Raw genomic sequence first — 25,861 nt, forward strand, 5'->3', positions numbered from 1 at the left:
TCAAATCATTCGTCATAGAGTTTTATTCCTTTTCTGCGCTTAATTGAAATCATTTCACCCTGTGCTATTTATCAAGCTACTCAGCGTCTTATTTTGTAAAACTATGTTATAATACAAATAGGTTTTTCAAAACATTTGTTCTATATCACTACAAGTAAAGAGAGTACATCTATGAAAAATACGCGACATATTATGGCGAGAATCGAAAGCCATTTTGACAGCATGACCGACTTAGAAAAGCGGATTGCAAACTACTTTTTAAATCCTTCTAGTATCTACGACGACCTTTCTTCGCAAAAAGTTGCGCAAACTCTTTACATCTCCCAGGCGGCACTTACTCGCTTTGCAAAAAAATGTGGATTTAAAGGTTACAGAGAGTTTAATTTTCAATATATTCATCAATTGCAAAGTAATGTAGAAGAAACCAATCACTTACAACACGATGTGTCCCGTAGAGTTTTGCGAAATTATACTCAAATTCGACAACAGACAGAGGAATTGATTGATGAAGAAAAACTGTTGCGTGTGGTGCAGTTTATCGAAGAAGCGGATCGAGTGTATTTTTTTGGTATTGGTAGTTCAGGGTTGGTAGCTCGTGATATGAAACTGCGCTTCATGCGGCTTGGGGTCATCTGCGAAGCTTTGACAGATCAAGACGGCTTTGCTTGGACGACCAGTATTTTAGACAAAAATTGCTTGGTGATTGGTTTCTCTTTATCAGGACAAACCCAATCTATCATCAATAGTCTGATGGATGCCAAAGCAATGGGAGCTAAAACTGTATTGGTAACAGGCCAATCAGACAAAGTTGACCAACAATTTACGGAAATCATTCCTGTTGCCATTCAAAGCAAACCAGAGTATATTTTGCGCATCTCAGCTCAATTTTCTATGTTGCTGGTGATTGACTTACTCTATGCCTTTTTCCTTGAAATTGATCGGGAGAAAAAAGAAAAAATCTTCAACAGCTATTGGGAAAATAAAAAATTAAATGGTTACTACCAACGACATAAATAACAAAAGAGCAAGTTGAGTTCAGATTTTCCTGAGAACCTCGCTTGCTCTTTTTATCTATTGTTGTTTATTTTTAAAATGATAATAGGCACCAAACATTCCTGCTGTATTTTGATAGTAAGCGAAAGCGAGCTTGGTTTTTTTAGCGATACTTGGTACCAAGCAGGCTTTCATAGCAGCCTCAATTCGAGGACGAAGAACGGCCTCTTGCTCCATAATGCCGCCACCTAAAATCACCACTTCTGGATTGACTACATAGCAAATATTCGCAATCCCTTGTCCTAGATAGTTAACCATGCGGTCAATGCCTTGGATACAGCGTGCATTTCCTTCTGTTGCTTCCTTGAAAATGCGCCGTCCATTCCACATAGCAGGATCTTCTCCGTGAAGTTCTGCTACATAATTGACCAAGGCCGTCGTTGAAGCCATATCTTGGAATGCACCATCTGACAGATACACATAACCGACTTCACAGGCTGAATTACTAAAGCCGTGAAAAACCTGACCATCCACCAGCAAACAGCCACCGATACCCGTCCCAATCGTCAAACAAATCGCAATGTTCGCTCCCTTTCCGCTCCCGGACATGACTTCTGCTAAGCCAGCACAATTGACATCGTTTTCAATCTCACAAGGAACGGCAAATGTTTCTTCTACCACTTTCTTGAACTGAGTACCTGCATAGTTCGGAATCTGAGGACCAGCATAAAAGATTTCTCCTTTATCTGGATCGACCATTCCGGCTGAGGAGATACAAACCCCAGCAACTGGAATTTGTTCTAAATAACGTGCTACAATTCCCTTTACCTTGCGCAAAATTTCTGGACCGCCCTTATAAGCCTCTGTTGGGATTTCATGTGCTTCCAGCAAGGTGTCAGTATCATCAATCAGACCATATTTGATATTTGTTCCACCAATATCAATGGCAATATATTTCCCCATAATCCACCTCTTTTTTATTACAAGAACGTTTCCTTAGCTGCACGAATCAAACGAGCTGCTTCTTCTACAATCGGACGATCTGTGCCTGTCACTGGTGTTAACGGAGCACGAACAGAACCAATGTTTAGATTTTCATTGATTTTCAAGACTTCCTTGATGACAGAATACATATTTCCATGAGCAGCAGTTAATTTTCCGATAATAGTGTTGATGGTAAATTGTAATTCTTTTGCTCTCTCCAATTCTTTGTCGGCAATCAATTGATTGAGCTTCAAGAAAAGCTCTGGCATCGCCCCATATGTTCCACCGATACCTGCTCTTGCTCCCATCAGGCGACCACCTAAAAATTGCTCATCTGGCCCATTAAAGACGAGGTGGTCTTCCCCACCAAGTGCTGCAAAGGTTTGAATGTCTTGGACAGGCATGGAAGAATTCTTCACGCCAATCACACGTTCATTTTTGAGCATTTCTGTATATAAACTTGGCGTCAGAGCTACACCTGCCAACTGCGGAATATTGTAGATCACAAAGTCTGTATGTGGGGCAGCTGCGCTAATATCGTTCCAATATTGAGCAATCGAGTATTCTGGCAAACGAAAATAAATCGGTGGTATGGTCGCAATAGCGTCCACTCCCAAGCTTTCTGCATGGCGCGCTAACTCCATACTATCCTTGGTGTTGTTGCAAGCGACGTGCGCAATAATAGTTAATTTCCCTTTTGCCACTGCCATTACTTCTTCCAAAATCAATTTTCTATCAGCAACACTTTGGTAGATACATTCACCAGATGAGCCATTAACATACAAGCCTTGAACTCCTTTTTCAAGAAAATATTCTACCAAAGCTCGCACACGTTGCGGACTAATCTCGCCTTGATCATCATAGCAAGCATAAAAGGCCGGAATGACCCCTTCATATTTTTTTAAATCTCTCATATTTTATTCTCCAAGTTAATTGGTTTTATCGTTTATACTTATTAAAAATAGTTTCCATAATAGGCAATTGTAAAAATCCTAGGGCTGCAAACCCGATTAATACAAAAAGAGTAAAGCCCAGCAGCAATACAAATCCTGAACTAGAGAGGAAAAAGACGATTACAGCTAATAAGGCTATCATCAAAAAGAACCACGGGAAATGCAAACTCACCATGATCAGTCCCGTTTGTAATAGATCTTTTACCGTCATTTCAAATTTAGCTGCCAAAGGATAGATGCATAAAAACAGCAAACTAGTAAAAATGATGACACCGATACAAGTTGCTTTTAGCATTTGAAACAGCATTGTTTCCTGCCTCCAAAAAAGCACGAGGTCAAATAGACTGATTCCTACAAGTAGCAGTTCTAGCAAACCAAGTTTTAAACCGACTTTCCAATTTTTTCTAAATGCTTGTATGTACATCGCTGTGACTTTTACGCGACGCGCACCCTTGATTTCAAACAAAGTTTCATACAAGCTAATTTTGGCAATACCAATCGTAACAAGTGGTAGACAAGACAGCAGAAAAAGAAGATTGACTGTCACTAAATCAAGAATTTTTTCACAAACTCTCATGAATAAATTATCCGTATTAAAAATAGATTTCACTAACTGAGAGCTTCTGTTCTCCATGCTCAATCTCCTTTATTTTTCTAGTTAGTCAAATAGCACTTTTACCACGCATTTCTTGACCGTCAACCCCTTGCCAGCAAAACCATTTGGGTGATGAGCTTCTTCTGGTAAAAACGCCACAAAATTCCGATGATCCAAAACTAGCGGATAGACTTGGTTGCAAGTGTTAAAACCAATATCTTTCTCTGCATCATAAACCTTGCGAAGTTCCGTTTGCTCATAGCCATACTGGATTATTTCTCGCCCTTCCAAGAGAAAATGCAAATCCAAATAACGATGATGAAATTCAAAGCCATCATTCTCTTCTTGATTAAGCTCATTTTCCTGCACAAAGAAGAAAACTTTGTCTCCATTAATCTCATACCGTCCTAACTCATAATTGCTTAAATCGTGAGTTAGGAGATAATCAATAGCACAATCCAAATGCTTATGGATACCTTTGTAATGGGCAAGATTTTCCAATTCATCGAAAATCATTCGTTTTCCCTCCTTATCCTTTCACAGCTCCCATGGTAATACCTTGTGTGAAGGATTTTTGGAAGACAAGAAAGACGGTTACAATCGGAACAGCTGCCATAGCAGCACCAGCCATAATCAAACCATAATTCGTTGCCATTTCAGCTTGCATCGTTGCCACTCCAAGTGAAATCGTTAGATTTTGCCGCGATGTCAGCATGACCAATTGCATAAAGTAATCATTCCATGTGTTGATAAAGGTAAAAATGGCAAGGGCAGCAAAACCTGGTTTTACAATTGGAAAAGCTACATTCCAAAAAGTCCGAATTTCACCACAGCCATCAATCTTAGCAGATTCCAACAATTCCGTTGGGATATTTTCACTAAATTGCTTCATGAGGAAAACCCCAAAAGGCCAACCAACAAGAGGCAAAATAACTGCAGCTAGTGTATCATGAATTCCCATAAAGTTGACAATACGGACCAAAGGAACCAGTACTACTTGTTTAGGCAGAGCCATAGCAGCGATAAAAGTTGCAAAAAGAATCCGCTGCCCATAGAAACGTTTTTTAGCCAGAACATAACCCGCTAAGGCAGAAGTAATGCAGACCAAAAACATGGTCGCTAGCGAGATAAAGACACTATTCCACATCCATTGCAGGGCTGGGTTTTGCACCATCAGCTGTTGGAAATTTTCTAATGTTGGCATCTTAGGCCACCATTGAGGTGGAATGACGATCGTATCTGGCTGCGATTTGAAAGCCCCTGTTAAAATCCAATAGAAAGGAAAAACAAAGAGAACGGTCAACACCAAGAGAATAATCGTTGAAATTACCGTAAAGGCACTCATTTTTTTCTGTTTCATCTTGTCTCTCCTTTCTTTAATATTCGACGTCATTTCCAAGAATCTTGAATTGGGCAAAGCTAATCAAAGCAATCATGACAGCTAAAAATACTCCCATGGTATTAGCATAACCATATTCAGATAACTTGAAGGCTTTTTCATACAGATAATACATCAATGTACTGGTTGAATAGTTTGGCCCTCCGGATGTCAACAGCTGAATCAAGGCAAAACATTGGAAGGAATTGATTGTTGTAATGATCGCAATATACAGAGTTGTTGGCAAAAGACTTGGCCATTTAATCTTCCAGAAAACTTGCAGCTCTGTCGCTCCATCAACACGCGCAGCTTCCACCAATGAATTGTCAATATTTCCCATAGCAGCAATATAGAGAATAATAGGCTGCCCGACAGAAGTTGTCAGCAAAATCACAATAATCGCCATCAACGCCCAATGCTTATCACCCAGCCAAGAAATATTCTGATTGATGACATGACCCGACTTCAGGACGAAATTCAAAATCCCTGACAGTGGGTCGTAAATCCATTTCCATACAACCGTTACAGCTACACTCCCTGTTACCACCGGCAAGAAGAAGACGAACCGATAAAATGACCGTGCAATCGCATTCTGACTATAGGTTTGAGAAGCCACAAACAAAGAGAACAGAACAACAATTGGTACTGAACCAATAACAATAATCACCGTATTAATGAGAGATTTAATAAAGACTGGATCTTTAAACATTCGTGAGTAATTGTCCAATCCAACGAATGAAAAGGATGTCATAGAATAATTAAAGAAACTCGTTACAAATCCCATCACCATCGGTGCCAATACAAAGACAATAAAGAATAATAGAACTGGTGCCAAAAAAGCATAGGAAATCACCGTTTCTCTCATTCTTATTTTATTCACTTTCACATTCAACACCTCATTTAGCTAGAGGAGATACTGACCTCCTCTTTTTGATAAAAAATTCCCTTTTCCTATTTTATGAAACCAACAACAGAAAAAGGGAAATCGTTACATTATTTATTTTTTACTTTTTTTAATGGTTTCATTTGCTTTTTCTGTAAAGGTCTTCAAAGCAGATTCAACTTTTTCATCGCCATTTGAAACAGATTGCAACATTGGGAACCAGAGTGTTCTCATTTCTGCAAATCCATCAATCGTATTGTAATATGGTGAATAATATTTTGTCCAAGTGCTGATTGTTTCCATCCGTTTGTCATTATACAATTTTCCAAATGAGGAACGGACTGGGAAGGCACCTGTACGAACAACATTTTTTGGCCCCCACTTTTTATCATCCGCAATAAATTTGACAAACTTTTTAGCAGCTTCTACTTTCTTTTTATCTTTATTGTTAAAGATACCAAAACCATTTACAAGGTATTCTAAAGCTGGTTTTCCGTTATCTGATGGGAATGGCACTTCCACAACTTCGACGCCACTGGCTTTCAAGAGTTTAGCTTGGATGCCTTTTTGCGCAGGTGCCCAAAGAACAGTATAAGAAGTTTGTCCATTTGCAAAGTTTTGAATATCTGCTCCACCATCGAATTGAGAGCCGTTTGTCATCAAACCATCTTTAATCCAGCTCACTGCTTTGTTCAAACCTTTGACAAAGTTTGGACTGTCCGTTGTATATTTTGTCACTTTATCATCTGTTACAGAACCACCATAAAGATTTGAAATGAAAGCACGTGTACCTTGGTCACCACCTTGACCATTACTGAAGAGTGAGCCAGGAGTATACCCTTTAGCTTTCAATGCTTTTAATACTTTTTCAAAGTCAGCAGTTGTCCAGCCCTCTTTAACAAGGTCTAACACACCAGCTTCTTTCAGCATTTTCTTGTTCAATGCCATGTAAAATGGCGCAGAGCTAATTGGATACATATAGGCTTTGTCACCAGCTTTGCTGGCCTGAATGATTTGATTGTTATTGACATCTTTGACAAAATCATTTGTAAAGAGATCGTTCAATTCTGCCAATTTACCATTTTTACCATATTGAATGATCCGACCCGGTGCGTCAAAGAGGACATCTGGTGCTGTTCCTGCTTCAATCGCCGTTGTGATTTTTTCTGGACCAGATTTGAAATCAATTGTTTCTAGTTTCACTTTAATATCTGGATTGGCTTTTTCAAATGCTTTGATAATTTCTTTTTCATAAGTTCCAACACCATCGTTTGCTTTTTCTTGCGTGAAGACTGGGAAAGCCCACCAAGTAATCTCTGTCTTACCAGAAGAATTACCTGAATCAGCCGACTTGTTTGAACCACCTGAATTTCCACATGCTGCCAAAGATAAAATTGCAGCTCCTGCAACTAACGAACAAAGTATTTTCTTCATCCTCATATTGTTTCTCCTTTTATTGTCATCCTTTTTAGGATAAAATTGTTCCTACTTTTCACTTACTGCTGCAACAAAACGCTCTGTAATTTCTTTTGGACGCGTAATGGCACCACCTACTACAATTCCTCTAACACCTAAGTCATGAATCGTTTTAGCTTCACTTGGATAATGAATTTTTCCTTCCGCGATAACATCCAAACCTGCATCACATAAATTTTTTATCAGATCAAAATCCGGCCCCTCACATTGCAAACTATAAGAAGTGTAGCCCGACAAAGTTGTCCCTACAAAGTCCACACCCGCTTCTACCGCAGCAGCTCCCTCTTCAAAGGTACTCACATCTGCCATGAACAATTGATGAGGATATTTCTCCTTCACTTGCTTGATGAAATCCGCAATCTTTAAACCATCAAAACGCTCCCGCTTTGTACAATCAAAAGCAATCACTTCAATATCCAGAGCTGCTAGTTCATCAATTTCTCGCATCGTTGCGGTAATAAATGGCTCTTGAGGTGGATAATCTCGCTTGATAATACCAATAATGGGTAGCGAAGTGACCTCTTTAATTTCCTTAATATCCCGAACGCTATTCGCTCGAATACCAACAGCGCCTCCTTGTTCAGCCGCTTTCACTAAAAGAGGAATAACCCCACCTGCATCAGTATAAAGCGGTTCATGTGGCAGAGCTTGACAGGAAACAATGATGCCATCTTTTATTTTGGCAATCAGCTCGTCTTTTGTCATTTTTGCCATAGACAGCCTTCTCCTTTACTATTGTAGATCGATTTTTAAAGCGCTTTCAATCTCACAGTGCTATTATAGCTGTTTTTTAAAACGCTTTCAATAACATCCGATATTTAGGTTCTAATTTCTGATAATGCTCACTTTTCTCTTAAATCTTGAAAGTAGTTTCAAGAAAACGATACCCAAAGCATCACAATCATTCACTCTCCTTCAAGGTTTGTAGTATTGAGAAAATCTCAATCATATCTTTTGCGACCATGTCAGCTTGACTCTGGTCAACAGGCATCCTCTTTTCTTCATAAGCAATAATCTTTAACCCTGCACTCTTAGCAGCAGCAATACCACAAAAAGAATTCTCAATAGCTACAGCATTTCCCACATTTATATCCAATTTTTCTAAAATAACTTGATAAATCGCTGGATTAGGCTTGCTTTCCGCAAAATCTTCACCACTGACAATCAAGTCAAAATATTCTTTAATTCCACAAGAAGTCAGAACTTCTATAATATGTTGATATCTAAAAGACGATACAAGTGCTACTTTTATATGATTTTTCCTAGCATATAAGAGAATCTGCACGATAGCTTTCTGAAACAATTCTTGGTAGTTTACCTCTTGATATTTTTCTGCTGCAAACTTGTCTAGTTGATGATCGATTGTTTCCAAAGATAAACTTGTCTAGCTGAGCTGTTTAATACAACGATAAAGAGCCATATAAGATTTTCCAACTAAAATCGAAAAATCTTGCTGAGACAACTCATTTGGACTTGAACTAAACAAGCACACAAATGCTTATTGTAATTGAAAATCTAGATATTCCGTATCCACAATGACACCGTCCATATCAAATACCAATAATTGAAGCATGATTGTCCTCCTTTTTTCACAACTAGATTAAAGGAAAGCGCATATAATAGCAAGCGAAAGCAAAAATACTCCCCAATAGAAAAATCTCCCTGCTTTTACAGAGAGATTGTGACTGATAAACTGATTTATCTTTCAAAACCTGAATATATTGTCTACACAATTGACAAACGATTCAAATCAGAACAAACTTTACCGTCTATTTACGACGTCCTGGACGTTCTGCATAGCCATAGTAAGCGTCAGCCATAATTTCTTCCATGTCAGTAACTATTGGCAAGCGTGGATTTGCTGGTGAACATTGATCTTCATAAGCAAGAACGGCAATATCATGTAAGCTATCTTTCCAAGTTTTTTCATCAATACCTTGATCTTTAAAGTTCATCTTGATACCAACCGCTACACCAAGGTCATAAACAGCTTTAGCATACGCTTCAACCGCTTCTTCTGGTGTTGAGCAAGGAAGACCTAGCATACGAGCAATATCTTGGAATTTTTCATCAGCTTTCCAGTAATTGTACTTAGGCCATGTTGTAGTTTTAGATGGACGAGTTCCATTGTAACGGATAACATAAGGAAGTAAAATAGCATTTGTACGTCCGTGAATGGTGTGATGAACAGCACCAATCTTATGCGCCATTGAGTGACTCATTCCAAGGAAGGCATTTGCAAAGGCCATACCAGCCATTGTAGAGGCATTATGCATCTTTTCACGGGCTTCTGGGTCAGCCGTTTTTACAGATTTTTCCAAGTATTTGAAGACTAACTTGATGGTTTGAAGAGCAATACCATCTGTATAGTCATTGGCAAAGTTTGAAGTATAGGCTTCTGTAACGTGAGTTAGAACATCCATACCTGTATCTGCTGCGATAAATGCTGGAACAGATTCTACCAAAGCTGGGTCAACAATCGCAATGGTTGGCGTCAAAGCATAGTCAGCAAGTGGGTATTTACGATTGTTTGCTTTATCAGAGATAACAGCAAACGGTGTTACTTCTGAACCTGTACCAGATGTTGTTGGGATACCAATGTATTTCGCTTTCTTACCAAGTGATGGGAATTTGAAGGCACGTTTACGAATATCCATGAATTTTTGAACAAGATCGCTGAAGTCAACTTCTGGTTGTTCATAGAACATCCACATTCCTTTAGCCGCATCCATTGGAGAACCACCACCGAGTGCAATGATTGTATCTGGTTCAAATTCACGCATTGCTTCAGTACCGCGGCGGACTGTTGTGATGTCTGGATCTGGTTCAACATCTGAGAAGACTTGAATCGTCACTTTATTTGCACGGAGATTCAATTGATCAATCACACGTTGCACAAAGCCAAGTTTTTCGATAGATTTATCGGTAACAATCATAACACGTTCAATGCCTTCGCAAGTTTGAAGGTATTGGATTGAGTTACGTTCGAAGTAGATTTTTGAAGGAACTTTAAACCATTGCATATTATTTCTACGTTTCCCTACTTTCTTGATGTTGAGAAGGTTGATAGCGGATACGTTATCACCAACTGAGTTACGTCCGTATGAACCACATCCAAGCGTTAATGACGGAATGAAAGCATTATATACATCCCCAATACCACCGAAAGTAGATGGAGAGTTCCAGATGATACGCATTGCTTTTATTTCCGTACCGAAACGTTTTGCAAGAGTTTCGTCTTTTGTATGGATAGCAGCTGAGTGACCAAGACCGTTGAATTCAACCATTTGACGTGCTTTCTTAAGTCCGTCTTCAGTGTCTTCAGATTTCAAGACTGCAATAACTGGTGATAATTTTTCACGAGTCAAAGGTTCTTTTTCACCAACCTCTTTACATTCTGCTGCAAGAATGTTGGTATCTTCTGGAACAGTGAACCCAGCTTGTTCTGCAATCCAAACAGCTGATTTACCAACGATATTTGGATTTAGCTTAGCACCAGCACAGTTTTTGCTGTTCGCTTTAGCACCAAAGCAGAATTCTTCCAGAAGGGCTTTTTCTTTTTTGTTTACAAAATAAGTATGATATGATTTGAATTCTTCTACAAATTCATCATAGATTTCTTTATCAATGATAACTGCTTGTTCAGACGCGCAAACCATTCCGTTATCAAAAGATTTAGACATAACGATGTCATGTGCTGCTTGGCGGATATTAGCTGATTTTTCAACATAAGCTGGCACATTTCCAGCACCAACTCCAAGGGCTGGTTTTCCACATGAATAAGCGGCTTTTACCATAGCATTCCCACCAGTCGCAAGAATGGTTGCAATACCTTCATGATTCATCAAAGCTGTTGTAGCTTCCATAGATGGTTGAGTAATCCATTGCACGCAGTTTTCAGGTGCTCCTGCTGCAATCGCTGCATCACGAACGATTTGTGCTGCATGAGCAGAAGATTCTTGAGCAGATGGGTGGAAAGCAAACACAATTGGATTGCGTGTTTTCAATGAAATCAAAGATTTAAAAATCGCAGTTGAAGTTGGGTTGGTTGTAGGAGTTACACCACAGATAACACCAACCGGTTCAGCAATTTTAGTCAAACCTGTAATTGGATTATCTTCAATAACACCAACAGTTTTAACACCACGCATATTGTTAACAACATGCTCACAGGCAAAGAGGTTCTTCGTTGCTTTGTCTTCAAAGACACCGCGACCTGTTTCTTTAACAGCATGCTCAGCTAAGATACCGTGCGCATCAAGAGCAGCAACTGAAGCTTTTGCAACAATGTAGTCTACTTGTTCTTGATTTAATTTTCTCATTTCTTCTAGAGCAATTAGCCCTTTTTGAACAAGTTCGTCAACATGCTTTTCAGCAGCTAACTTTTTTTCTTCGGGAGTTAATGTTTTTTTATCAGCCATGTGTTCCTCCAATGGTTCTCAGGATTTTTAAAAATCCTTTGTTAATTTTTTCACAAGATTATTATACCTTATTTTCTTTCTCTTGTAAACACTTTCAAGTAAACTTCACAAACTTTTTCTTTTATATTGTGAATTTGTTTCAAAACATGTATTTTCTACTGTGTTCTAAAGCATTGTTTGTGAATTTCAAAACACAAAAAATATATTTCACATACTTGAGCCAAGGTTTTATAGGCGAAAAGATTGTATCAAAGAGCCTTTTTGCTGCCTTATTTACTCCGCTCACATGACACTCACTTCTTACGCTACACAAAAGCCATGAATCGCAATGCAATCCATGACTCCTAATTTATTTACTATTATTTCTTAACGGTTCCTTTTTTCGTTGCCTCTTCAATCGTTTGTTTGACGGTTTGAGCATAAAGTTCTCCACCCTTGGTGATTGTAGTCGACTCTGAACCAAAGTGTACGTAGTCTGTGCCGTACCAAATTTCAGGATGTTCGATAGCTACCTGATACCAATCTGCTACAAAGACATAATCGTATTTTTTAGCCAATTCCAATTCATACTGACGTGTTTTTACAGCGATACTGGTCCCATCATGCGCTGTGCGTCCGTCATAAGGCGTTACCAAGATTAAGCGATGACCTTTCGGTAATTTTGCAATAAATTGATTGAGCAGACTTTCATAGTTGTCAACAGTATTAGCGCCCAACGCTAGCACAACATTTTCCAGAAGCACTTTATTGGAAATATCTGTTTGATAAACCTCCAATCCTGATGCTAAATTACGGCTAACAGCTGCATCTACTTGAGCCTCTGGCATAGCTTGTTTGAGCCATTCACTTGCCCGTAAAGCAACAGAATCTCCGATAACAGTTGTTCCTTTCGTAACATTGTATTGGCTGGCTGTCGCATGATCAACTTGTGTACGAGTGATTTGCATTTTATTATCAGCTTGATTGAGTCCATTGACCAATAAATTTTCTTCAAAGGCACCGATTTTGGGAGCAGTCATCATAATGATCAATGTTATCAAAGTAAAAGGAATCAAACTATAAAATACAGGTATTGTGATCTGCTTAATATTCATTTTCAAGCCAAATATTTTGGGCTCTTTACCTGCTAATGTTGGCTCCAAAAGGTAAAAAGAGCCGGCAGCGAAAGCAAAGGAGAGAATGGTTGTCAAGAGCACAGCTAAACCATTGCTCATCAATTGAGAGAAAATGATATAGAATGGCCAATGGAACAAATAGACACCGTAGCTCGTATCTGCAATGAAAGTGATAATCGGTGGCTCATCAACATGTGGCGTCTTCTCATGGAGCACACGTGTTGCTAAAATCATCACTACTGAAAATACCGTTGCAAGAAGAAAACCAAACAGATAAGTCAATAAATTGTCAAACCTCAGAAGAAAAGTCAACAGTAGCAAAGCTACAAAACTTCCACCAAGTAGATAAAAGGTTTTTTTCAAATCAAGCGCTTGCTCTATTTTACGGAAAGGTGCTCCCAAGTCGCTCACACCTGAAACCGTAGCTAGAACGCTTCCTACAAAAAATGGGAAGATATGAGTAAAACTCGAAAAGTAAATCACAGAAAAGTTTGAAGAGAAAAAACCTCTGACAAACATAGAAAGAAAACTAATGAAGAACAAAGCAGACGAAACAAGAAAGATGACACCACGAAATTGTCCAACATTCTTACTTTTCTTTGCTAAATACCATGTTGCCAACCCCCATAAAATATAGTAGTGCATTTCCAAAGCCAAGCTCCAAGTATGCACAAAAAGGTGCGGGATGAATTGGCTTTCGTAATTTCCACCGGACAAGATTTCATAGAAATTGGTCATAAAGCCGAAGGCAGCAGCGATTTGCGTTCCAATCCCCGCCACAAAATCTCTCCGAATTAAAAGCGTGAAAGGCATAACAACCAAAATCATTAGCACAAGCGGCGGCACAATCCGATAAAATCGCCGTCTCAGAAATTCTTTGATGTCAATTCCCTTGTTTCTGGCAAATTCATCAATCAAGAGAGATGTAATCAAAAAGCCTGAGAAAGTGAAGAAAATATCCACACCAATAAAACCGCCAGGAAAAGCTTTCTGGAAGAAATGGTAGAGCAGGACCAGAAGTAACCCTGTAATCCTCACTAATGAAAACCATTTAACGCGCATTTTGATAAATCCCCTGTTTAAACTTTCCCTTGTAGACAACATTGTCCTCTGTCGTCAATTTTCCTTGACCATCTGCTTGACCATTTACAAAATTTCCTTCATACTTCCAGCCAGCTTTAGCGGTAAAAGTTCCTTGCCCATTAAACGTTCCATTTTTAAAATGCCCTTTATAGACATCGCCATTTTTAAAAGTCAAGGTTCCTTGTCCACTCATTTTCCCACGAACAAGGCTGCCATTGTACTTGATTGCTCCTTTATCCAACGTCAAAGCCCCTTGACTTGGAATCCCTGATGTAAAGGCAACAATCGCTGATATGACAATACCTGTTACTGTTAGCAACTCTAAATTATGCCTTGTAAGATAAATTTTATATTTTTCGTAAAATGCTTTTAGTGTATCCATTTTTTACTTAATCTTCGTTCTTCATCTGCTCCAGCCACTTTTGACAACCTTCCAATACAAGCTGATAGGTTTCATCAAAATCTCCTGTGTACCACGGATCTGGCACACTTTTCTCTTCAAATTGGAAAATTTTACTAGCATATTGCTTTGGCGCCATTTTCTTTAAATCCTGAAGATTGGATTGGTCCATTCCGATAATATAATCAAAACGTTCAAAGTCCTGTATTGATATTTGCTGCGAGGTCTTGCCTTTATCATAAGGAATGGCATATTTCCTGAAAATTGCCTGCGTTCCAGAGTGAATTGGATTCCCATGTTCCCAATCCGAAGTCGCACGACTTTCAACATAAACTTCATCTGTCAAATCTTTCATCACAAATTCTGCCATTGGACTGCGACAGATATTTCCCAAGCAAACAAACACAATTTTTTTCATAGCATAGACCTCTTTACTATTATAACAAAATCTATAAAAATAGGGATTTTAACCCTTGAGATTTTTTCAATTCTTTATAAATCTCAAAAAAGCCGCCGATTGGGCGACTCTTATAGGGAGATTATTATGAAAAAGAAAAGTTTTTAGGAGTTCAAGTTAAGCTTCTCTCAACTTGTAATTATAGTATAACGATGCTGACTTAAATTTTTCTTAAAGATTTTTCTTTTTTCTAAAAAATTTTAAAGAAATTCAATTTGAAGATTGTTCCACTTCTTCTGCCAATCTTTTTTCTGTATTCTCATGTTATAGAGCTGCCTCCTGTCTGCATCTTCTAGGAAATGCGGAGTGGATGCAATTCGGAACTCTAGAATATCGTCTAAACCATAAGGAGCAAACAATTCCAACTGGTCGTTGTCCAATAAGCGAAGCCCAATTGCTGTACAGCGTTCTGGGTACTTGCTCATAGCATCTCTAGAATCTCGATAAGGTTCTGTATTAGGATTGTGAATATGCATATAAACCTGATTTTTCAGTTCCCAGTTATAGTTTGGATAGTTTTCTTTCAGTTTTGTCTCGATTTTAAGGGTTTCTTCATAAGAAATAGCTGGATCAAAGAAAATTACATCAACGTCTGTCTCTTTATCAAATCCCGGTTGATTTGACAAATAATTCCAGATAAAATTTCGTACACTGCCAGCAGCCAACCAACTATCTTTTAGCTGCAAACTGCGAATCATTGTTAAAATCGTCATCAAATCTTTATCTGCAGTAAATTGATTTAAAATATCCTGCTCTGCTATTTTCATAAATCCTACTTTTCAAAATACTCATATCCTAGATGTTCATAAGCCTTGCGGGTCGCCACGCGCCCTGTTCTCGTCCGCATGACAAAGCCTTTTTGGATCAGATAAGGCTCATACATATCTTCAACTGTTTCTCGTTCTTCAGCGATATTAACCGAAAGAGTTCCCAGACCAACCGGGCCACCACCATAAACCTCAATCATGGTTTTAAGAATCTTCTGATCTACATAATCCAGCCCTTCTTGATCCACGTCCAGCATTGATAAAGCCTGATCAGTGATACGAGCATCAATCAAGCCATCTCCCATTATTTGAGCAAAATCTCGTACGCGTTTAAGAAGCCGATTGGCAATCCGAGGCGTACCCCGACTGCGCAGTGCCAATTCCTCAGCTGCTTCATGAGTGATATCCATTTCAAAAATTTCTGCCGTTCGCTCCACAATCTCAGTCAAATCTGCTTCTGCATAATATTCCATGTGACCAGTAATCCCGAAACGTGCGCGTAGAGGATTTGACAGCATACCTGCCCGCGTCGTTGCTCCAATCAGCGTAAAAGGCGGCAACTCCAAGTGAACGCTACGGCTGGTCTCCCCTGCACCGATCATGATGTCAATATAGAAATCCTCCATCGCGCTGTAAAGCACCTCTTCCACAGCCATGGGTAAGCGATGAATTTCATCAATAAAGAGGACATCTCCCGGATCTAGGTCATTTAAAATCGCTACCAAATCACCTGCTTTTTCGATGACTGGACCAGAAGTTTGCTTGAGATTGACTCCTAGTTCATTGGCAATAACAAAGGCCATAGTGGTCTTCCCTAGTCCCGGAGGTCCGAAAAGCAAGGTGTGATCTAGCGCCTCATCTCGCAACTTAGCTGCCTCAATAAAAATCTTTAATTGATTTTTGACCTTATCTTGCCCAATATATTCTTGCAAATACTGGGGACGAAGCGTGCGTTCTACTAACTCTTCGTCTCCCATCAATTCATTATCTAAAATTCTACTCATAACTATTATTATAACAAAAACATTATCAAATCCCAATTATCCGCATAAACACTGGAAACAGTATTCCCTATCAAGAATAAAACCAATCAAATTACTACGAGTTTACTATCTATAAATGAGTTTAAGTATATTGGTGTGGCAAGTATGATTTATGATATGACATAAAAGTTTGTTATTTTAAGATTATATGGTATAATTAGTCATACAAATCATACGAAACATACTTAAGAGGAGACGAGCATGGCGAAAACACCAAAAGGAAAATATGCATGGACAGCTACAGTTGGGGAAAAAGGTCAGATAGTAATACCGAAGCAGGCACGAGAGGTATTTAATATCAAGCCTGGTGATACGCTTCTGCTTCTTGGCGATGAAAAACGAGGTATCGCTATACCGCCTAAAGGAGCATTCGCGCACTTGATGGAAGTGGCTTTTGAAGAGAAAGAAGATGAATAATATGGGATATGTTCTGGAAATAAATAATCTGACAAAAAAATATCCAGCTTTTGAATTAAAACCTGTTAGTTTTCATATTGAAGCCGGTGAAGTTATGGGATTTATAGGTAGAAACGGTGCAGGTAAAACGACAACTCTGAAATCGATTCTAAATCTTATCCATCCTGATGCGGGCAGGGTTCGTATTCTTGGTATGGACTATCTGAATAATGAGGATAAAATTAAACAGCAGATCGGGTATGCAGTAGGTGGAATCAATTATTACAAAAGAGAAAAACTAAAGGATATTGTAGCCATTACTCGTACTTTTTATGAAAATTGGGATAATGAGGCTTACCGTCATTACCTTACCGGATTTAAACTTGATGAAAATAAGAAGATTATGGAACTTTCTGAGGGTATGAAGGTAAAATTTTACCTTACCTTGGCTCTTTCTCATCACGCCAAGCTTTTAATCTTGGATGAGCCGACCAGCGGGCTTGACCCCGTATCCAGAGATGAAATGAATGAAATTTTCCGTAAACTGGCTGAAAAAGGGGTAGCAATCTTATTTTCTACCCATATTACCAGTGATTTGGAGAAATGTGCAGATACGATCACCTACATCAAAAATGGAGAATTGCTTTTATCTGCGAAAAAAGAAGACTTTATCCGCCATTACACGGAGGAAATAGGTGGTGCACCAACACTTGAAGATATTATGGTGCATATCGAAAGAGAAGAGGTGAATCTGTGATGAAAAAACTTCTTTATAAGGAAATGAAACTGTCAGCAAATCCTTTGAGCTATTGGTTTATAGCTTTTTCAACTATGACGATGATTCCAGGATACCCTATTCTTGTCGGTTCCTTTTTTATCTGTCTTGGCATTTTCTATACCTACCAGCAAGTTCGGGAATACGATGATATTACCTACACGGTTATGCTGCCGGTAAGGAAAAAAGATGTGGTTTCAGCTAAGTATCTATTTGTTTTGTTCATCGAATTGATAGCTTTTGTCTTATGCGCATTGCTAACGATTATTAGGATGAAATTTCTAGGTAATGCCGCCCCGTATGTAACAAATCCATTGATGAATGCAAATGCGGCTTATCTTGGCTATTTATTAGCTGTATTCGCGTCCTTTAATGGTATTTTTTTAGCAGGATTTTTTAAGACGGCTTACAAGATTGGGAAGCCTTTCATCTTATTCTGCGTAGTCGGATCTATCATAATATTCATGGGAGAAGTGTTACATCACATTCCCGGCTTGGAAAGCCTAAATGATCCTGCAAATTTAAGCATACTGCAGGTTGCCATATTGGCGATTGGTATCACCGTGTTTATGTTATGTACTTGGTTTTCTTACAAAAAAGCTTTAAAAGATTTTGAAGAAATTAATTTGTAAATTAGAGTATATTAGTTAAACGTTCTTTGCTGATGAAATCAGGGCAAAAAATGATAGACTCATGTAGACTCATATAGATAAAATTGAAATTCTGAGAGGTTGTGAAATGAACATGTGTAAAGAATGTTATGTTGATCAAAATAGAATAACACCACTTTTAAATCCTTTGGATTGTTTAACGAATCATACACAATATATTTGTGGCACTTGTGGTCGGTGTATTTGTATTGAACATGATTCAAGTCGCGGATTGCAACGGTGGAATTTTCCATTTAAATCATTAGAAATTGCAAAGCTGTATTTGAGAACTGCCGATTATACAGAAAAAAAGCCATGTGGTATTTATGAATTGAAAAGTGAAAAGGGCAGATTTTCGTATAAAATTTTTGTAAGCAATAAAGATTTGAAATTATATCTAAAAAAGAATAAAGGAAAAACTTGTGAAAAAATGGCGTCTGTTTTTTCAGTTGAAGAATATCAGGAATTTCCCAATACACAGGTGAGAAAATTGACTGCTGAAGAAGTGGAAACATACATGGCGGAGAGATGCTGATGATACGAGAAGCTGTTAGAGAAGATTTATATGACTTGTTGAACCTATATCTGTTCTTGCATGAAAAAGAGATTCCGAAAGATATTGAAACTTTGAAGGGTACCTGGAATGCAATCATGGAAGATAAAAATCACCATATTATTGTAAAAGAGATAAATGGTCAGATCCTTTCATCCTGCGTTTGTGTCATCATTCCGAATCTAACCAGAAATATACGCCCATATGCCCTTATTGAGAATGTGGTGACGCATGAAGAACATAGAGGAAAAGGATATGCGACAGAATGTCTCTATTATGCTAGGGAAATAGCGATAGAAAACAATTGCTATAAAATAATGCTTTTGACGGGTACAAAGAACAAAAGTACATTAACTTTTTATAAGAATGCCGGCTATAATGCCGAAGATAAAAGAGCATTTATACAATGGATTGAGTAAAATAAATGCCGGACTGTCGGATGAATTTAGGATAAATTTTGCTCACAAGAGGAAAGAATTATGAGAACAGTAGATAAAAATGATATCGTAGCGGACCTGACACAACTGGGCCTGAAACAAGGAGATGTTGTCATTGTCCATACATCGTTAAAAAGTATTGGATATGTATGTGGAGGAGCGCAGACTGTGATAGAAGCTCTAATTGAAGTCGTTACTTCTGAAGGTACCATTGTGATGCCGACACAGTCATGGAAAAATTTAGATCCGGAAACAGGTGTGCACTGGAATGCAGACGAGTCAGACTGGGATAAAATTAGAGAGAATTGGCCAGCATATGATAAACAGATAACGCCAACAAATACAATGGGAGCTGTTGCAGAAATGTTCCGTCAATGGCCGGGGAGCATCAGAACAGATCATCCAGCAAGATCAATTTGTGCATGGGGAAAACAGGCTGAATATATTACAGCGGAACACACCCTTTCAAATATATTTGGGGAGGGATCACCTATCGCAAAACTCTATGAACTTGACGCAAAAGTACTGTTATTAGGGGTTGGATATGATAAAAACACCTCCATACACTTAGCGGATGTCCGTGCAGAGTATCCTGGGAAACATGACTGTATTGAACACAGTGCCATACTTCAAGATGGTGTTCGGATATGGAAAGCGTATAATACCTTATTTGTTGACGGAGAAGATTTTGAGGACATAGGAATCGCGTTTGAGGAAAAGGGTCTTGCAAATATAGGGAAAATCGGCAATGCTGATTCTAGATTGATGCAACAGCGTAATCTAGTAGATTTTTCCGTTTCCTGGATTGAAAAGCATCGTAAATAGGTTGAATTTAATCATTGTGAAGGAAACGATAAACTGGCTAAACTTTAGCAAAAATAAGTCAATAATTCTAAGTTTAACAGATAAACTTAGAATTTATAAAAGGAAATAACTAATGAAATCATATCAGGATATCAATAAAGAAACTATAGATAGATGGGTTGAAGAAAGCTGGGAATGGGGTAAACTAACTTCACATGATGAGTATATTAATGCAAAAAACGGAGAGTGGAATGTTTTTCTTACTCCGACGGTTCCTGTTCCACATGAATGGTTAGGAAATTTAAATGGAAACAAAATCTTAGGTTTAGCATCAGGTGGTGGGCAGCAAATACCTATATTTAACGCATTAGGTGCAGATTGCACTGTGCTTGATAATTCGTCAAAGCAAATAGAAAGTGAATTTTTAATTGCTGAAAGAGAAGGCTATACTATTAAAGCGATTGAAGGCGATATGACAAAAGCTTTGCCTTTTGAGGATGAAGCCTTTGATATAGTATTTCATCCGGTTTCCAACTGTTATGTTGAAGATGTGCAGCCCATTTTTAATGAAGTATATAGAGTTCTGAAAAAGGGTGGAATTTTTCTGGCAGGATTAAACAATGAAATAAATTACATTGTAGATAATGAAGAAAAAGAAATTATTTGGAAAATGCCTTTTAATCCATTAAAAGATAAAACAGCCAAAGATTTTATGATAAAAGAAAATGCTGGCATGCAATTCTCTCACAATATGACAGAGCAAATAGGCGGACAGTTAAAGGCGGGGTTTACTCTGCTTGATATATATGAAGATACAAATGGTTTTGGTAGACTGCATGAACTGAATATTAAAACATATATTGCAACAAAATCAGTTAAATGATAGAAATAGAATTAAAATTTGTAGAGGTGTTAATATGGAAAACTGTGTTTATATTATTTCTGGGCCGCCAGGTGTTGGGAAAAGTAGTGTTAGCAAAGAGTTAGCTTACACATTTGACAAAAGTGCTGTTATAGAAGGAGACAGTATTTATTTAATGATTAAAAGTGGCTTGGTAGCACCATGGGAAGATGATGGCTACTATATGGATTTGTTCTGGGATAATGTCATTAGTATTACCAATAATTTACTTGCTAGAGATATGACAGTAATCATAAACTATGTACTATTTGAAGACCAAATTAAAAAAATGGAAGACTTCTTAAAAACGAAACAAATAAAATTAAAATATTGTGTGTTGCTAGCAGAAGAACAGACTCTTAAAGATAGAGATTCTTCTAGAAAAGAAATAGAAAGAACTGGTGAGTTATCCATTACATCAAGAAATGAATTTCTATCTAGAAATATGAATAAGAATCATTTGCTTTATACGGATCATTTAGATATTAAAGAAACTGTAAATAGAATAAAATCTTCAGATAAGTTTTTTGTTTAAGAGAGATAATATAGATTTTAAAAGGAATAGCATTAAAGGGTGATTACAGTTTTGATGAATTTAAAATAATTTTACACGGCGATTATTTACGGGAGTAACACATCACTATCTATACAAAAGAATCCTCCGTATTCTTATCAAAACCAGCAAAACACATGGACAGAGTGAAATCTGTTTGTGTGTTTTTTTATTTATATGGAATTTTTGGGTTGTTGATGCAACCAATCCCTCTTTCGCATCAATACCAAGAGTGAGAGGAAGCAAAGAGATAAAACTCACTTCCTTTTATTATAAAAAATTAGGTTAGTAAACTGGTTTAACCGTAGATTTTACAAATAGACACTAAAGATTTTTATTTGATGATACTAATATGGAATAAGTATTTTAAACTGGTATTAAATAAAAACGACAGAACAATCAACTGCCGTTTTCAATATTCATTTTCATTTGCTTGTTGCATGATAAATGGTCGTGCTGGTAAAAATCTCACTCGCTTTTAAGATAACATCTGCTTTCAAGTCGCTATGAATGGCATCAGGAAGCGCCTGAGTTTCAAGAGCTAAGCCATTGTGCTGAATCATGGGATGCCCATTTAAAATGACCGTATCATCCACAAAGTTTGCTGAGTAAGTCACCAAACAAGGTGCACTAGTTTTGAAAGTAAGATAACGTCCAGATTCTGGCTCATAAAGAGAGCCAGCATATTCCTGTTTTTTATCCAAAACAAATGGATGATCTAAGCCTGATACAATCTGAATCTGCTCATCTTGATCTGCAAAAATATCCTTCATAGAAACGCCTTGGCAAAGCTGTTTTACAAAGTTATGTTCTGAATCTGGTATTTTAGCAGGTATTCCATCTGGTGCGATAGGATAGACACCAAGAGTATTCAGCTGCAAAATACAATGATCAATTGGCTGACGGAAATCGCCTGTTAAGTTAAAGTAACTGTGATTGGTCGGATTAACTAAAGTGTCCTTGTCCGTTTGAACTTGATACGAAACCTCTAGCTCACCCAATTCTGTTAAAGTATAAGAAACCCAGACCTTCAAATTTCCTGGGAAACCACCTGTTCCGTCTGTGCGTTCAATATAAAAAGTGACACTTTCATTCGTGACCTCTTCCACTTGAAAAATGGCACTATCCCAGCCAGTAGATCCGCTGTGATTACAATTTTCTGCATTATTGACCTCTAACGGATAGATTTCTCCATTCAACTCGAACTCAGCCTTTGCAATCCGTCCTGCAACTGGTCCAACGCTTGCGCCATATTTAGGGCTATTGCCTACATAAGCATCAAAAGAATCAAACCCAACTACGATATTTGTAAATTCATGATTTCTGTCCGGAGTGACATATTCTAAGACAGTCGCTCCATAAGTCATAACTTTCAAACGATAGCCCAAATCATTTTCAAATGTGTAAGAAACAATATCTTGCCCTTGAAATGTTCCGAAAATAGCTTCTTGATAAGATTTCATACAACTTTCCTTGTTTTTATTACCATTTTACATTTTCCTATTTTAAATATCTAACTTCTCCATCCACGAAACAGCTGTTTCACGTAAGACACGATTTAAGCCGTTAATATTTTGACGTCCTGTTTCATCCAACCAAGTTCTAGCTGCATCCGCTCCTTGATCTGCAAAGACCGTAACAGCTTCTTTCCAGGTAGCACGACCACAAAGGACACCATTAAATTGAGAACCTGCCTCATGTGCCACTTTCAGTGTTTCTTGGAAAAGCTCTGCGCTAACTCCAGCACTCAAGAAAATAAATGGCAGATGCGTCGTATCAGATTGTTCCTTAAAGAAAGCCTTGGCTTCTGCGAGACTATAAACTGGTTCTACTCCATCTTTGGCAAAACCTTCTACAAAATGCATATTTACAGGAACTTCGACTTTTAAAACATCTACATTATAACGTGGTTCTGAAAAGAGCTTCATGGCTTCATTGACTTTGTGAGGTTTTACTTTTGCATAATCTGCATCTACTACACTAGTACACTTCGTATCATAAGTCAGAATTTCAAGGAAATAAGGTATATCTTCTGCTAGACATTCACTCCCTACTCGTTCGACCCAAGCTTGTTTGATATCATTGATTTCAGGTTTGTCATCTACATCATAATAAATCAAAACTTTGACTGCATCGGCGCCTAGTTCTTTAATGCGTTTAGCAGACCAATTTGGTAGCAAGTCTGGCAGGCGACCTTCTGTTGTCGCATCATACCCTGTCTTTTCATAAGCAACAATAAGACCGCACTCTGATGCCCGTAATTTAGTAGCAGGGACACCATATTCTGGATCCAAAAGGATAGAAGTTGCATACGGAGTCAACTGACTGGAAATCAATTGTTTAAACTCAATCAGTGCTTCATTGCCCGATACAGTACGTGCACCACTTGCCAGCATTTTTTTCAGCGAACCTCTCTGATCAATCGCCAAAGCTCCAATCATACCATTTTCATCTGACAGCTTCTTTAAATGTGATAACTTTTCGTGACTAATTTTTAATTTTTCCATAGATTCCTTCCTATTCTTTATCAAACGGGTGAATGATGACACCTTGCACAACACGGTTGACCGTTCCTGTCGGAGACGGTGTGTCTGGACGATTTTGAACCTTAAGGGATGTTAATAAGGCAAATAATTGACCACAGACAATATAAGGGAACACGCGATAAACGTCATCTGCTAGTGATTGGCTAGAAAGAATGATCTGTTCAACATTTTCCAAATCTTCCCTCTGATCTGTCAATAAAATCACCTTGCGGGCAATATCATCTCCAGCCACTTCTCGTACTAAATCAAGATCATATAATTTGGTGTATGAGTCTGTCGAACCAAACACCACAATGACCGTTTCTTCATTTACTAATGATTTTGGACCATGGCGGAAACCAACAGGGCTTTCATACATCGTCGCCACTTGTCCGGCAGTCAATTCCAAAATTTTCAGTTGAGCTTCATGTGCCAAGCCAAAGAATGGCCCTGCTCCCAGATAAATGACTCGATTGTAATCCAAGGATACCATCTTTTGAATCATTTCTGCCGAATCTAGCACCTTTTGACTCAAAGCTATTAAAGCAGCAATCTTCCCTTCTTTTACATCTAAATTTGCCTTGTCAAAGACGAGCAAAGCGGTTAACATCATAGACGTAAAGCTTGAGGTCATAGCAAAGCCAGCATCATTTGATAGTGCAGGCTGAAGCAAGAGCAAATTGCGTTCATCACCATGTGCTTGCTGCGCTAACTTCCCTTCTGCTGCACATGTAATTGTAATTTGGTACAGTTCCTCAACCAAGTCCTTTGCCAAATCAACTGTTGCCACACTCTCTGGCGAATTTCCGCTACGGGCAAAAGAAACGAGAACAGTCGGTACTTCCTTGTGTAAATACGCCAAAGGATTGGCTACAATATCCGTTGTTGCAATGGCGTTGAAATTCCACTTGCGTTCATCATACAGCTTTCTAAAATAAGGTAAAAGCGTATCTCCAACATAGGCTGATGTTCCAGCCCCTGTCAAAATAACCTTGATATAGTCATGCTTTTCATCAATACCATTTAGAAACGCTACAATCTCATCAGCTTGTGCTTTATAATTTTCAAAAGCCGTCTGCCAAACCTGTGGCTGTTGATAAATTTCTCTCGTGGTGATTTCCGCACCTAATTCAACTAATTTTTCCTTTGTATAATTGAGCATATTTCTCCTTTCTGCTTTGCAGATGTGATGTTTTCTATTAACCAAAAGAAGGGGGCGGGAAATAAGGATTTCTAAGAAATCCATTTTCTTATCCCCTCCTCCTTATTATACCAAGTATGCGCTTTCTCAGCCACTATTAACTGGATATATTTTTATTCATCTTCCTCATCATTCATTGCTGCCAACATATCATTGACCTTCACAATGTATCTGTTTGCTTTTTCAATATATTTTGCTTCCACACCAGTCAAGGCAGAATTGATAAATTCTATCACCATGGGCATATTCATTCCTGCATAGAGTTCAATTTGAAGCCCTTCCAAAATAAGGCGACTAACGACATTACAAGGTGTTCCTCCAAGCAAATCAGCAAAGACAATGTAATCATCTAGCTCTTTTACAGTCGCTAAAAATTTAGCCGTAAAGTCGTCTATTCCTTCTTCCGGAAGTAAGGGAACTGTATGAACGAATTCCAGAGGCCCCATAATCATTTCGGTACTTTTTTTCAATTCTTCACAAAAGTGACCATGGCTAACTAGTATAAGTTGTTTTATCAT

At 38.2% G+C, this 25,861-nt stretch carries 28 protein-coding genes; 9 read left to right on the forward strand and 19 right to left on the reverse strand.

Annotation, left to right across the window (positions count from 1 at the left end; all coding sequences use genetic code 11):
- Positions 1–171 precede the first annotated feature (171 nt).
- Positions 172–1,017: a MurR/RpiR family transcriptional regulator gene (locus HMPREF2963_RS03165; protein WP_003071160.1), complete on the forward strand. Its 846-nt coding sequence runs from the start codon at positions 172–174 to the stop codon at positions 1,015–1,017.
- A 54-nt stretch (positions 1,018–1,071) separates the two neighbouring features.
- Here the strand turns inward: HMPREF2963_RS03165 and HMPREF2963_RS03170 are convergent, their stop codons facing one another.
- From HMPREF2963_RS03170 to ruvB, 15 genes are all read right to left on the reverse strand, one after another.
- Positions 1,072–1,956, reverse strand: a complete 885-nt coding sequence (locus HMPREF2963_RS03170; protein WP_070668613.1) for an ROK family protein — start codon at positions 1,954–1,956, stop codon at positions 1,072–1,074.
- A gap of 17 nt (positions 1,957–1,973) precedes the next feature.
- A complete protein-coding gene (locus HMPREF2963_RS03175) occupies positions 1,974–2,891 on the reverse strand; it encodes a dihydrodipicolinate synthase family protein (protein WP_070668616.1) in 918 nt (305 codons plus the stop codon).
- Between the two features lie 25 nt (positions 2,892–2,916).
- On the reverse strand, positions 2,917–3,564 hold the full coding sequence (locus tag HMPREF2963_RS03180; protein WP_070668619.1) for a DUF624 domain-containing protein: 648 nt from the start codon (positions 3,562–3,564) through the stop codon (positions 2,917–2,919).
- A 24-nt stretch (positions 3,565–3,588) separates the two neighbouring features.
- On the reverse strand, positions 3,589–4,041 hold the full coding sequence (locus tag HMPREF2963_RS03185; RefSeq protein ID WP_070668622.1) for a NanQ anomerase/TabA/YiaL family protein: 453 nt from the start codon (positions 4,039–4,041) through the stop codon (positions 3,589–3,591).
- A gap of 13 nt (positions 4,042–4,054) precedes the next feature.
- Entirely contained in the window at positions 4,055–4,885 is an 831-nt protein-coding gene (locus HMPREF2963_RS03190) for a carbohydrate ABC transporter permease (RefSeq protein ID WP_020997532.1), read from the reverse strand.
- Between the two features lie 16 nt (positions 4,886–4,901).
- Positions 4,902–5,789, reverse strand: a complete 888-nt coding sequence (locus HMPREF2963_RS03195; RefSeq protein WP_003074939.1) for a carbohydrate ABC transporter permease — start codon at positions 5,787–5,789, stop codon at positions 4,902–4,904.
- Positions 5,790–5,900: 111 nt separating this feature from the next.
- Entirely contained in the window at positions 5,901–7,226 is a 1,326-nt protein-coding gene (locus HMPREF2963_RS03200; RefSeq protein ID WP_037596356.1) for an ABC transporter substrate-binding protein, read from the reverse strand.
- A 45-nt stretch (positions 7,227–7,271) separates the two neighbouring features.
- Positions 7,272–7,976 (reverse strand): N-acetylmannosamine-6-phosphate 2-epimerase, encoded by a 705-nt coding sequence (locus HMPREF2963_RS03205; protein ID WP_006269249.1) that lies wholly within the window; start codon positions 7,974–7,976, stop codon positions 7,272–7,274.
- Positions 7,977–8,163: 187 nt separating this feature from the next.
- On the reverse strand, positions 8,164–8,634 hold the full coding sequence (locus HMPREF2963_RS03210; protein ID WP_261786485.1) for an HAD family hydrolase: 471 nt from the start codon (positions 8,632–8,634) through the stop codon (positions 8,164–8,166).
- Between the two features lie 397 nt (positions 8,635–9,031).
- On the reverse strand, positions 9,032–11,683 hold the full coding sequence (gene adhE / locus HMPREF2963_RS03215) for a bifunctional acetaldehyde-CoA/alcohol dehydrogenase (RefSeq protein WP_049476195.1): 2,652 nt from the start codon (positions 11,681–11,683) through the stop codon (positions 9,032–9,034).
- A 359-nt stretch (positions 11,684–12,042) separates the two neighbouring features.
- A complete protein-coding gene (locus tag HMPREF2963_RS03220) occupies positions 12,043–13,860 on the reverse strand; it encodes an acyltransferase family protein (protein WP_070668625.1) in 1,818 nt (605 codons plus the stop codon).
- Complete coding sequence (locus tag HMPREF2963_RS03225) at positions 13,850–14,263, reverse strand: MORN repeat-containing protein (RefSeq protein ID WP_070668628.1); 414 nt, start codon at positions 14,261–14,263, stop codon at positions 13,850–13,852. The genes HMPREF2963_RS03220 and HMPREF2963_RS03225 overlap by 11 nt, the downstream gene beginning before the upstream one ends.
- 7 nt (positions 14,264–14,270) lie before the next feature.
- Positions 14,271–14,699, reverse strand: coding sequence for a low molecular weight protein-tyrosine-phosphatase (locus tag HMPREF2963_RS03230; protein ID WP_003027217.1), 429 nt, complete (start codon positions 14,697–14,699; stop codon positions 14,271–14,273).
- Between the two features lie 239 nt (positions 14,700–14,938).
- The gene (locus HMPREF2963_RS03235; protein ID WP_048800200.1) at positions 14,939–15,505 is read right to left on the reverse strand and encodes a nucleotidyltransferase family protein; all 567 of its coding nucleotides are present in this window, start codon (positions 15,503–15,505) and stop codon (positions 14,939–14,941) included.
- A gap of 5 nt (positions 15,506–15,510) precedes the next feature.
- Positions 15,511–16,509 (reverse strand): Holliday junction branch migration DNA helicase RuvB, encoded by a 999-nt coding sequence (gene ruvB / locus HMPREF2963_RS03240; RefSeq protein ID WP_070668631.1) that lies wholly within the window; start codon positions 16,507–16,509, stop codon positions 15,511–15,513.
- Positions 16,510–16,749: 240 nt separating this feature from the next.
- Here ruvB and HMPREF2963_RS03245 point away from each other — a divergent pair, with 240 nt between their 5' ends.
- From HMPREF2963_RS03245 to HMPREF2963_RS03280, 8 genes are all read left to right on the forward strand, one after another.
- Positions 16,750–16,965, forward strand: coding sequence for an AbrB/MazE/SpoVT family DNA-binding domain-containing protein (locus HMPREF2963_RS03245; RefSeq protein ID WP_006269106.1), 216 nt, complete (start codon positions 16,750–16,752; stop codon positions 16,963–16,965).
- A 1-nt stretch (position 16,966) separates the two neighbouring features.
- Positions 16,967–17,701, forward strand: a complete 735-nt coding sequence (locus tag HMPREF2963_RS03250; protein ID WP_222609647.1) for an ABC transporter ATP-binding protein — start codon at positions 16,967–16,969, stop codon at positions 17,699–17,701.
- Positions 17,701–18,351 (forward strand): ABC-2 transporter permease, encoded by a 651-nt coding sequence (locus tag HMPREF2963_RS03255; protein WP_070668637.1) that lies wholly within the window; start codon positions 17,701–17,703, stop codon positions 18,349–18,351. The genes HMPREF2963_RS03250 and HMPREF2963_RS03255 overlap by 1 nt, the downstream gene beginning before the upstream one ends.
- Positions 18,352–18,463: 112 nt before the next feature.
- On the forward strand, positions 18,464–18,904 hold the full coding sequence (locus tag HMPREF2963_RS03260; protein ID WP_070668741.1) for a hypothetical protein: 441 nt from the start codon (positions 18,464–18,466) through the stop codon (positions 18,902–18,904).
- A complete protein-coding gene (locus tag HMPREF2963_RS03265; RefSeq protein WP_003071204.1) occupies positions 18,904–19,341 on the forward strand; it encodes a GNAT family N-acetyltransferase in 438 nt (145 codons plus the stop codon). Before HMPREF2963_RS03260 ends, HMPREF2963_RS03265 begins: the two co-directional genes overlap by 1 nt.
- 60 nt (positions 19,342–19,401) lie before the next feature.
- On the forward strand, positions 19,402–20,184 hold the full coding sequence (locus HMPREF2963_RS03270) for an AAC(3) family N-acetyltransferase (protein WP_037596329.1): 783 nt from the start codon (positions 19,402–19,404) through the stop codon (positions 20,182–20,184).
- Between the two features lie 112 nt (positions 20,185–20,296).
- Positions 20,297–21,046 carry a class I SAM-dependent methyltransferase gene (locus HMPREF2963_RS03275; protein WP_070668640.1) on the forward strand — a complete coding sequence of 250 codons (750 nt, stop codon included), beginning with the start codon at positions 20,297–20,299 and terminating at the stop codon, positions 21,044–21,046.
- Between the two features lie 34 nt (positions 21,047–21,080).
- The gene (locus HMPREF2963_RS03280; RefSeq protein ID WP_070668643.1) at positions 21,081–21,599 is read left to right on the forward strand and encodes a DEAD/DEAH box helicase family protein; all 519 of its coding nucleotides are present in this window, start codon (positions 21,081–21,083) and stop codon (positions 21,597–21,599) included.
- A 443-nt stretch (positions 21,600–22,042) separates the two neighbouring features.
- On the opposite strand, the gene HMPREF2963_RS03285 is transcribed toward HMPREF2963_RS03280, so the two are convergent.
- From HMPREF2963_RS03285 to HMPREF2963_RS03300, 4 genes are all read right to left on the reverse strand, one after another.
- Positions 22,043–23,080 (reverse strand): aldose epimerase family protein, encoded by a 1,038-nt coding sequence (locus HMPREF2963_RS03285; RefSeq protein WP_070668646.1) that lies wholly within the window; start codon positions 23,078–23,080, stop codon positions 22,043–22,045.
- Between the two features lie 42 nt (positions 23,081–23,122).
- The gene (gene lacD, locus HMPREF2963_RS03290) at positions 23,123–24,124 is read right to left on the reverse strand and encodes a tagatose-bisphosphate aldolase (RefSeq protein WP_070668649.1); all 1,002 of its coding nucleotides are present in this window, start codon (positions 24,122–24,124) and stop codon (positions 23,123–23,125) included.
- A gap of 10 nt (positions 24,125–24,134) precedes the next feature.
- A complete protein-coding gene (locus HMPREF2963_RS03295) occupies positions 24,135–25,304 on the reverse strand; it encodes an SIS domain-containing protein (protein WP_070668652.1) in 1,170 nt (389 codons plus the stop codon).
- Between the two features lie 152 nt (positions 25,305–25,456).
- Positions 25,457–25,861 (reverse strand): PTS sugar transporter subunit IIA, encoded by a 405-nt coding sequence (locus tag HMPREF2963_RS03300; protein ID WP_070668654.1) that lies wholly within the window; start codon positions 25,859–25,861, stop codon positions 25,457–25,459.

This window comes from Streptococcus sp. HMSC067A03 (assembly GCF_001814295.1).
Taxonomy (GTDB): Bacteria; Bacillota; Bacilli; order Lactobacillales; family Streptococcaceae; genus Streptococcus; species Streptococcus constellatus.

Excerpts from the sequence above, each read along its gene's own strand:
- HMPREF2963_RS03185 (WP_070668622.1), bottom strand. The coding sequence starts at position 4,041 with ATGATTTTCGATGAATTGGAAAATCTTGCCCATTACAAAGGTATCCAT.
- HMPREF2963_RS03235 (WP_048800200.1), bottom strand. The coding sequence starts at position 15,505 with ATGAAAATAGCAGAGCAGGATATTTTAAATCAATTTACTGCAGATAAA.
- HMPREF2963_RS03280 (WP_070668643.1), top strand. The coding sequence starts at position 21,081 with ATGGAAAACTGTGTTTATATTATTTCTGGGCCGCCAGGTGTTGGGAAA.
- ruvB (WP_070668631.1), bottom strand. The coding sequence starts at position 16,509 with ATGAGTAGAATTTTAGATAATGAATTGATGGGAGACGAAGAGTTAGTA.
- HMPREF2963_RS03250 (WP_222609647.1), top strand. The coding sequence starts at position 16,967 with ATGGGATATGTTCTGGAAATAAATAATCTGACAAAAAAATATCCAGCT.
- HMPREF2963_RS03265 (WP_003071204.1), top strand. The coding sequence starts at position 18,904 with ATGATACGAGAAGCTGTTAGAGAAGATTTATATGACTTGTTGAACCTA.
- HMPREF2963_RS03190 (WP_020997532.1), bottom strand. The coding sequence starts at position 4,885 with ATGAAACAGAAAAAAATGAGTGCCTTTACGGTAATTTCAACGATTATT.
- HMPREF2963_RS03260 (WP_070668741.1), top strand. The coding sequence starts at position 18,464 with ATGTGTAAAGAATGTTATGTTGATCAAAATAGAATAACACCACTTTTA.
- HMPREF2963_RS03295 (WP_070668652.1), bottom strand. The coding sequence starts at position 25,304 with ATGCTCAATTATACAAAGGAAAAATTAGTTGAATTAGGTGCGGAAATC.
- HMPREF2963_RS03165 (WP_003071160.1), top strand. The coding sequence starts at position 172 with ATGAAAAATACGCGACATATTATGGCGAGAATCGAAAGCCATTTTGAC.
- HMPREF2963_RS03200 (WP_037596356.1), bottom strand. The coding sequence starts at position 7,226 with ATGAGGATGAAGAAAATACTTTGTTCGTTAGTTGCAGGAGCTGCAATT.
- HMPREF2963_RS03170 (WP_070668613.1), bottom strand. The coding sequence starts at position 1,956 with ATGGGGAAATATATTGCCATTGATATTGGTGGAACAAATATCAAATAT.
- HMPREF2963_RS03180 (WP_070668619.1), bottom strand. The coding sequence starts at position 3,564 with ATGGAGAACAGAAGCTCTCAGTTAGTGAAATCTATTTTTAATACGGAT.
- lacD (WP_070668649.1), bottom strand. The coding sequence starts at position 24,124 with ATGGAAAAATTAAAAATTAGTCACGAAAAGTTATCACATTTAAAGAAG.
- HMPREF2963_RS03245 (WP_006269106.1), top strand. The coding sequence starts at position 16,750 with ATGGCGAAAACACCAAAAGGAAAATATGCATGGACAGCTACAGTTGGG.
- HMPREF2963_RS03220 (WP_070668625.1), bottom strand. The coding sequence starts at position 13,860 with ATGCGCGTTAAATGGTTTTCATTAGTGAGGATTACAGGGTTACTTCTG.
- HMPREF2963_RS03225 (WP_070668628.1), bottom strand. The coding sequence starts at position 14,263 with ATGGATACACTAAAAGCATTTTACGAAAAATATAAAATTTATCTTACA.
- HMPREF2963_RS03255 (WP_070668637.1), top strand. The coding sequence starts at position 17,701 with ATGAAAAAACTTCTTTATAAGGAAATGAAACTGTCAGCAAATCCTTTG.
- HMPREF2963_RS03275 (WP_070668640.1), top strand. The coding sequence starts at position 20,297 with ATGAAATCATATCAGGATATCAATAAAGAAACTATAGATAGATGGGTT.
- HMPREF2963_RS03230 (WP_003027217.1), bottom strand. The coding sequence starts at position 14,699 with ATGAAAAAAATTGTGTTTGTTTGCTTGGGAAATATCTGTCGCAGTCCA.
- HMPREF2963_RS03270 (WP_037596329.1), top strand. The coding sequence starts at position 19,402 with ATGAGAACAGTAGATAAAAATGATATCGTAGCGGACCTGACACAACTG.
- HMPREF2963_RS03175 (WP_070668616.1), bottom strand. The coding sequence starts at position 2,891 with ATGAGAGATTTAAAAAAATATGAAGGGGTCATTCCGGCCTTTTATGCT.
- HMPREF2963_RS03300 (WP_070668654.1), bottom strand. The coding sequence starts at position 25,861 with ATGATAAAACAACTTATACTAGTTAGCCATGGTCACTTTTGTGAAGAA.
- HMPREF2963_RS03205 (WP_006269249.1), bottom strand. The coding sequence starts at position 7,976 with ATGGCAAAAATGACAAAAGACGAGCTGATTGCCAAAATAAAAGATGGC.
- HMPREF2963_RS03285 (WP_070668646.1), bottom strand. The coding sequence starts at position 23,080 with ATGAAATCTTATCAAGAAGCTATTTTCGGAACATTTCAAGGGCAAGAT.
- adhE (WP_049476195.1), bottom strand. The coding sequence starts at position 11,683 with ATGGCTGATAAAAAAACATTAACTCCCGAAGAAAAAAAGTTAGCTGCT.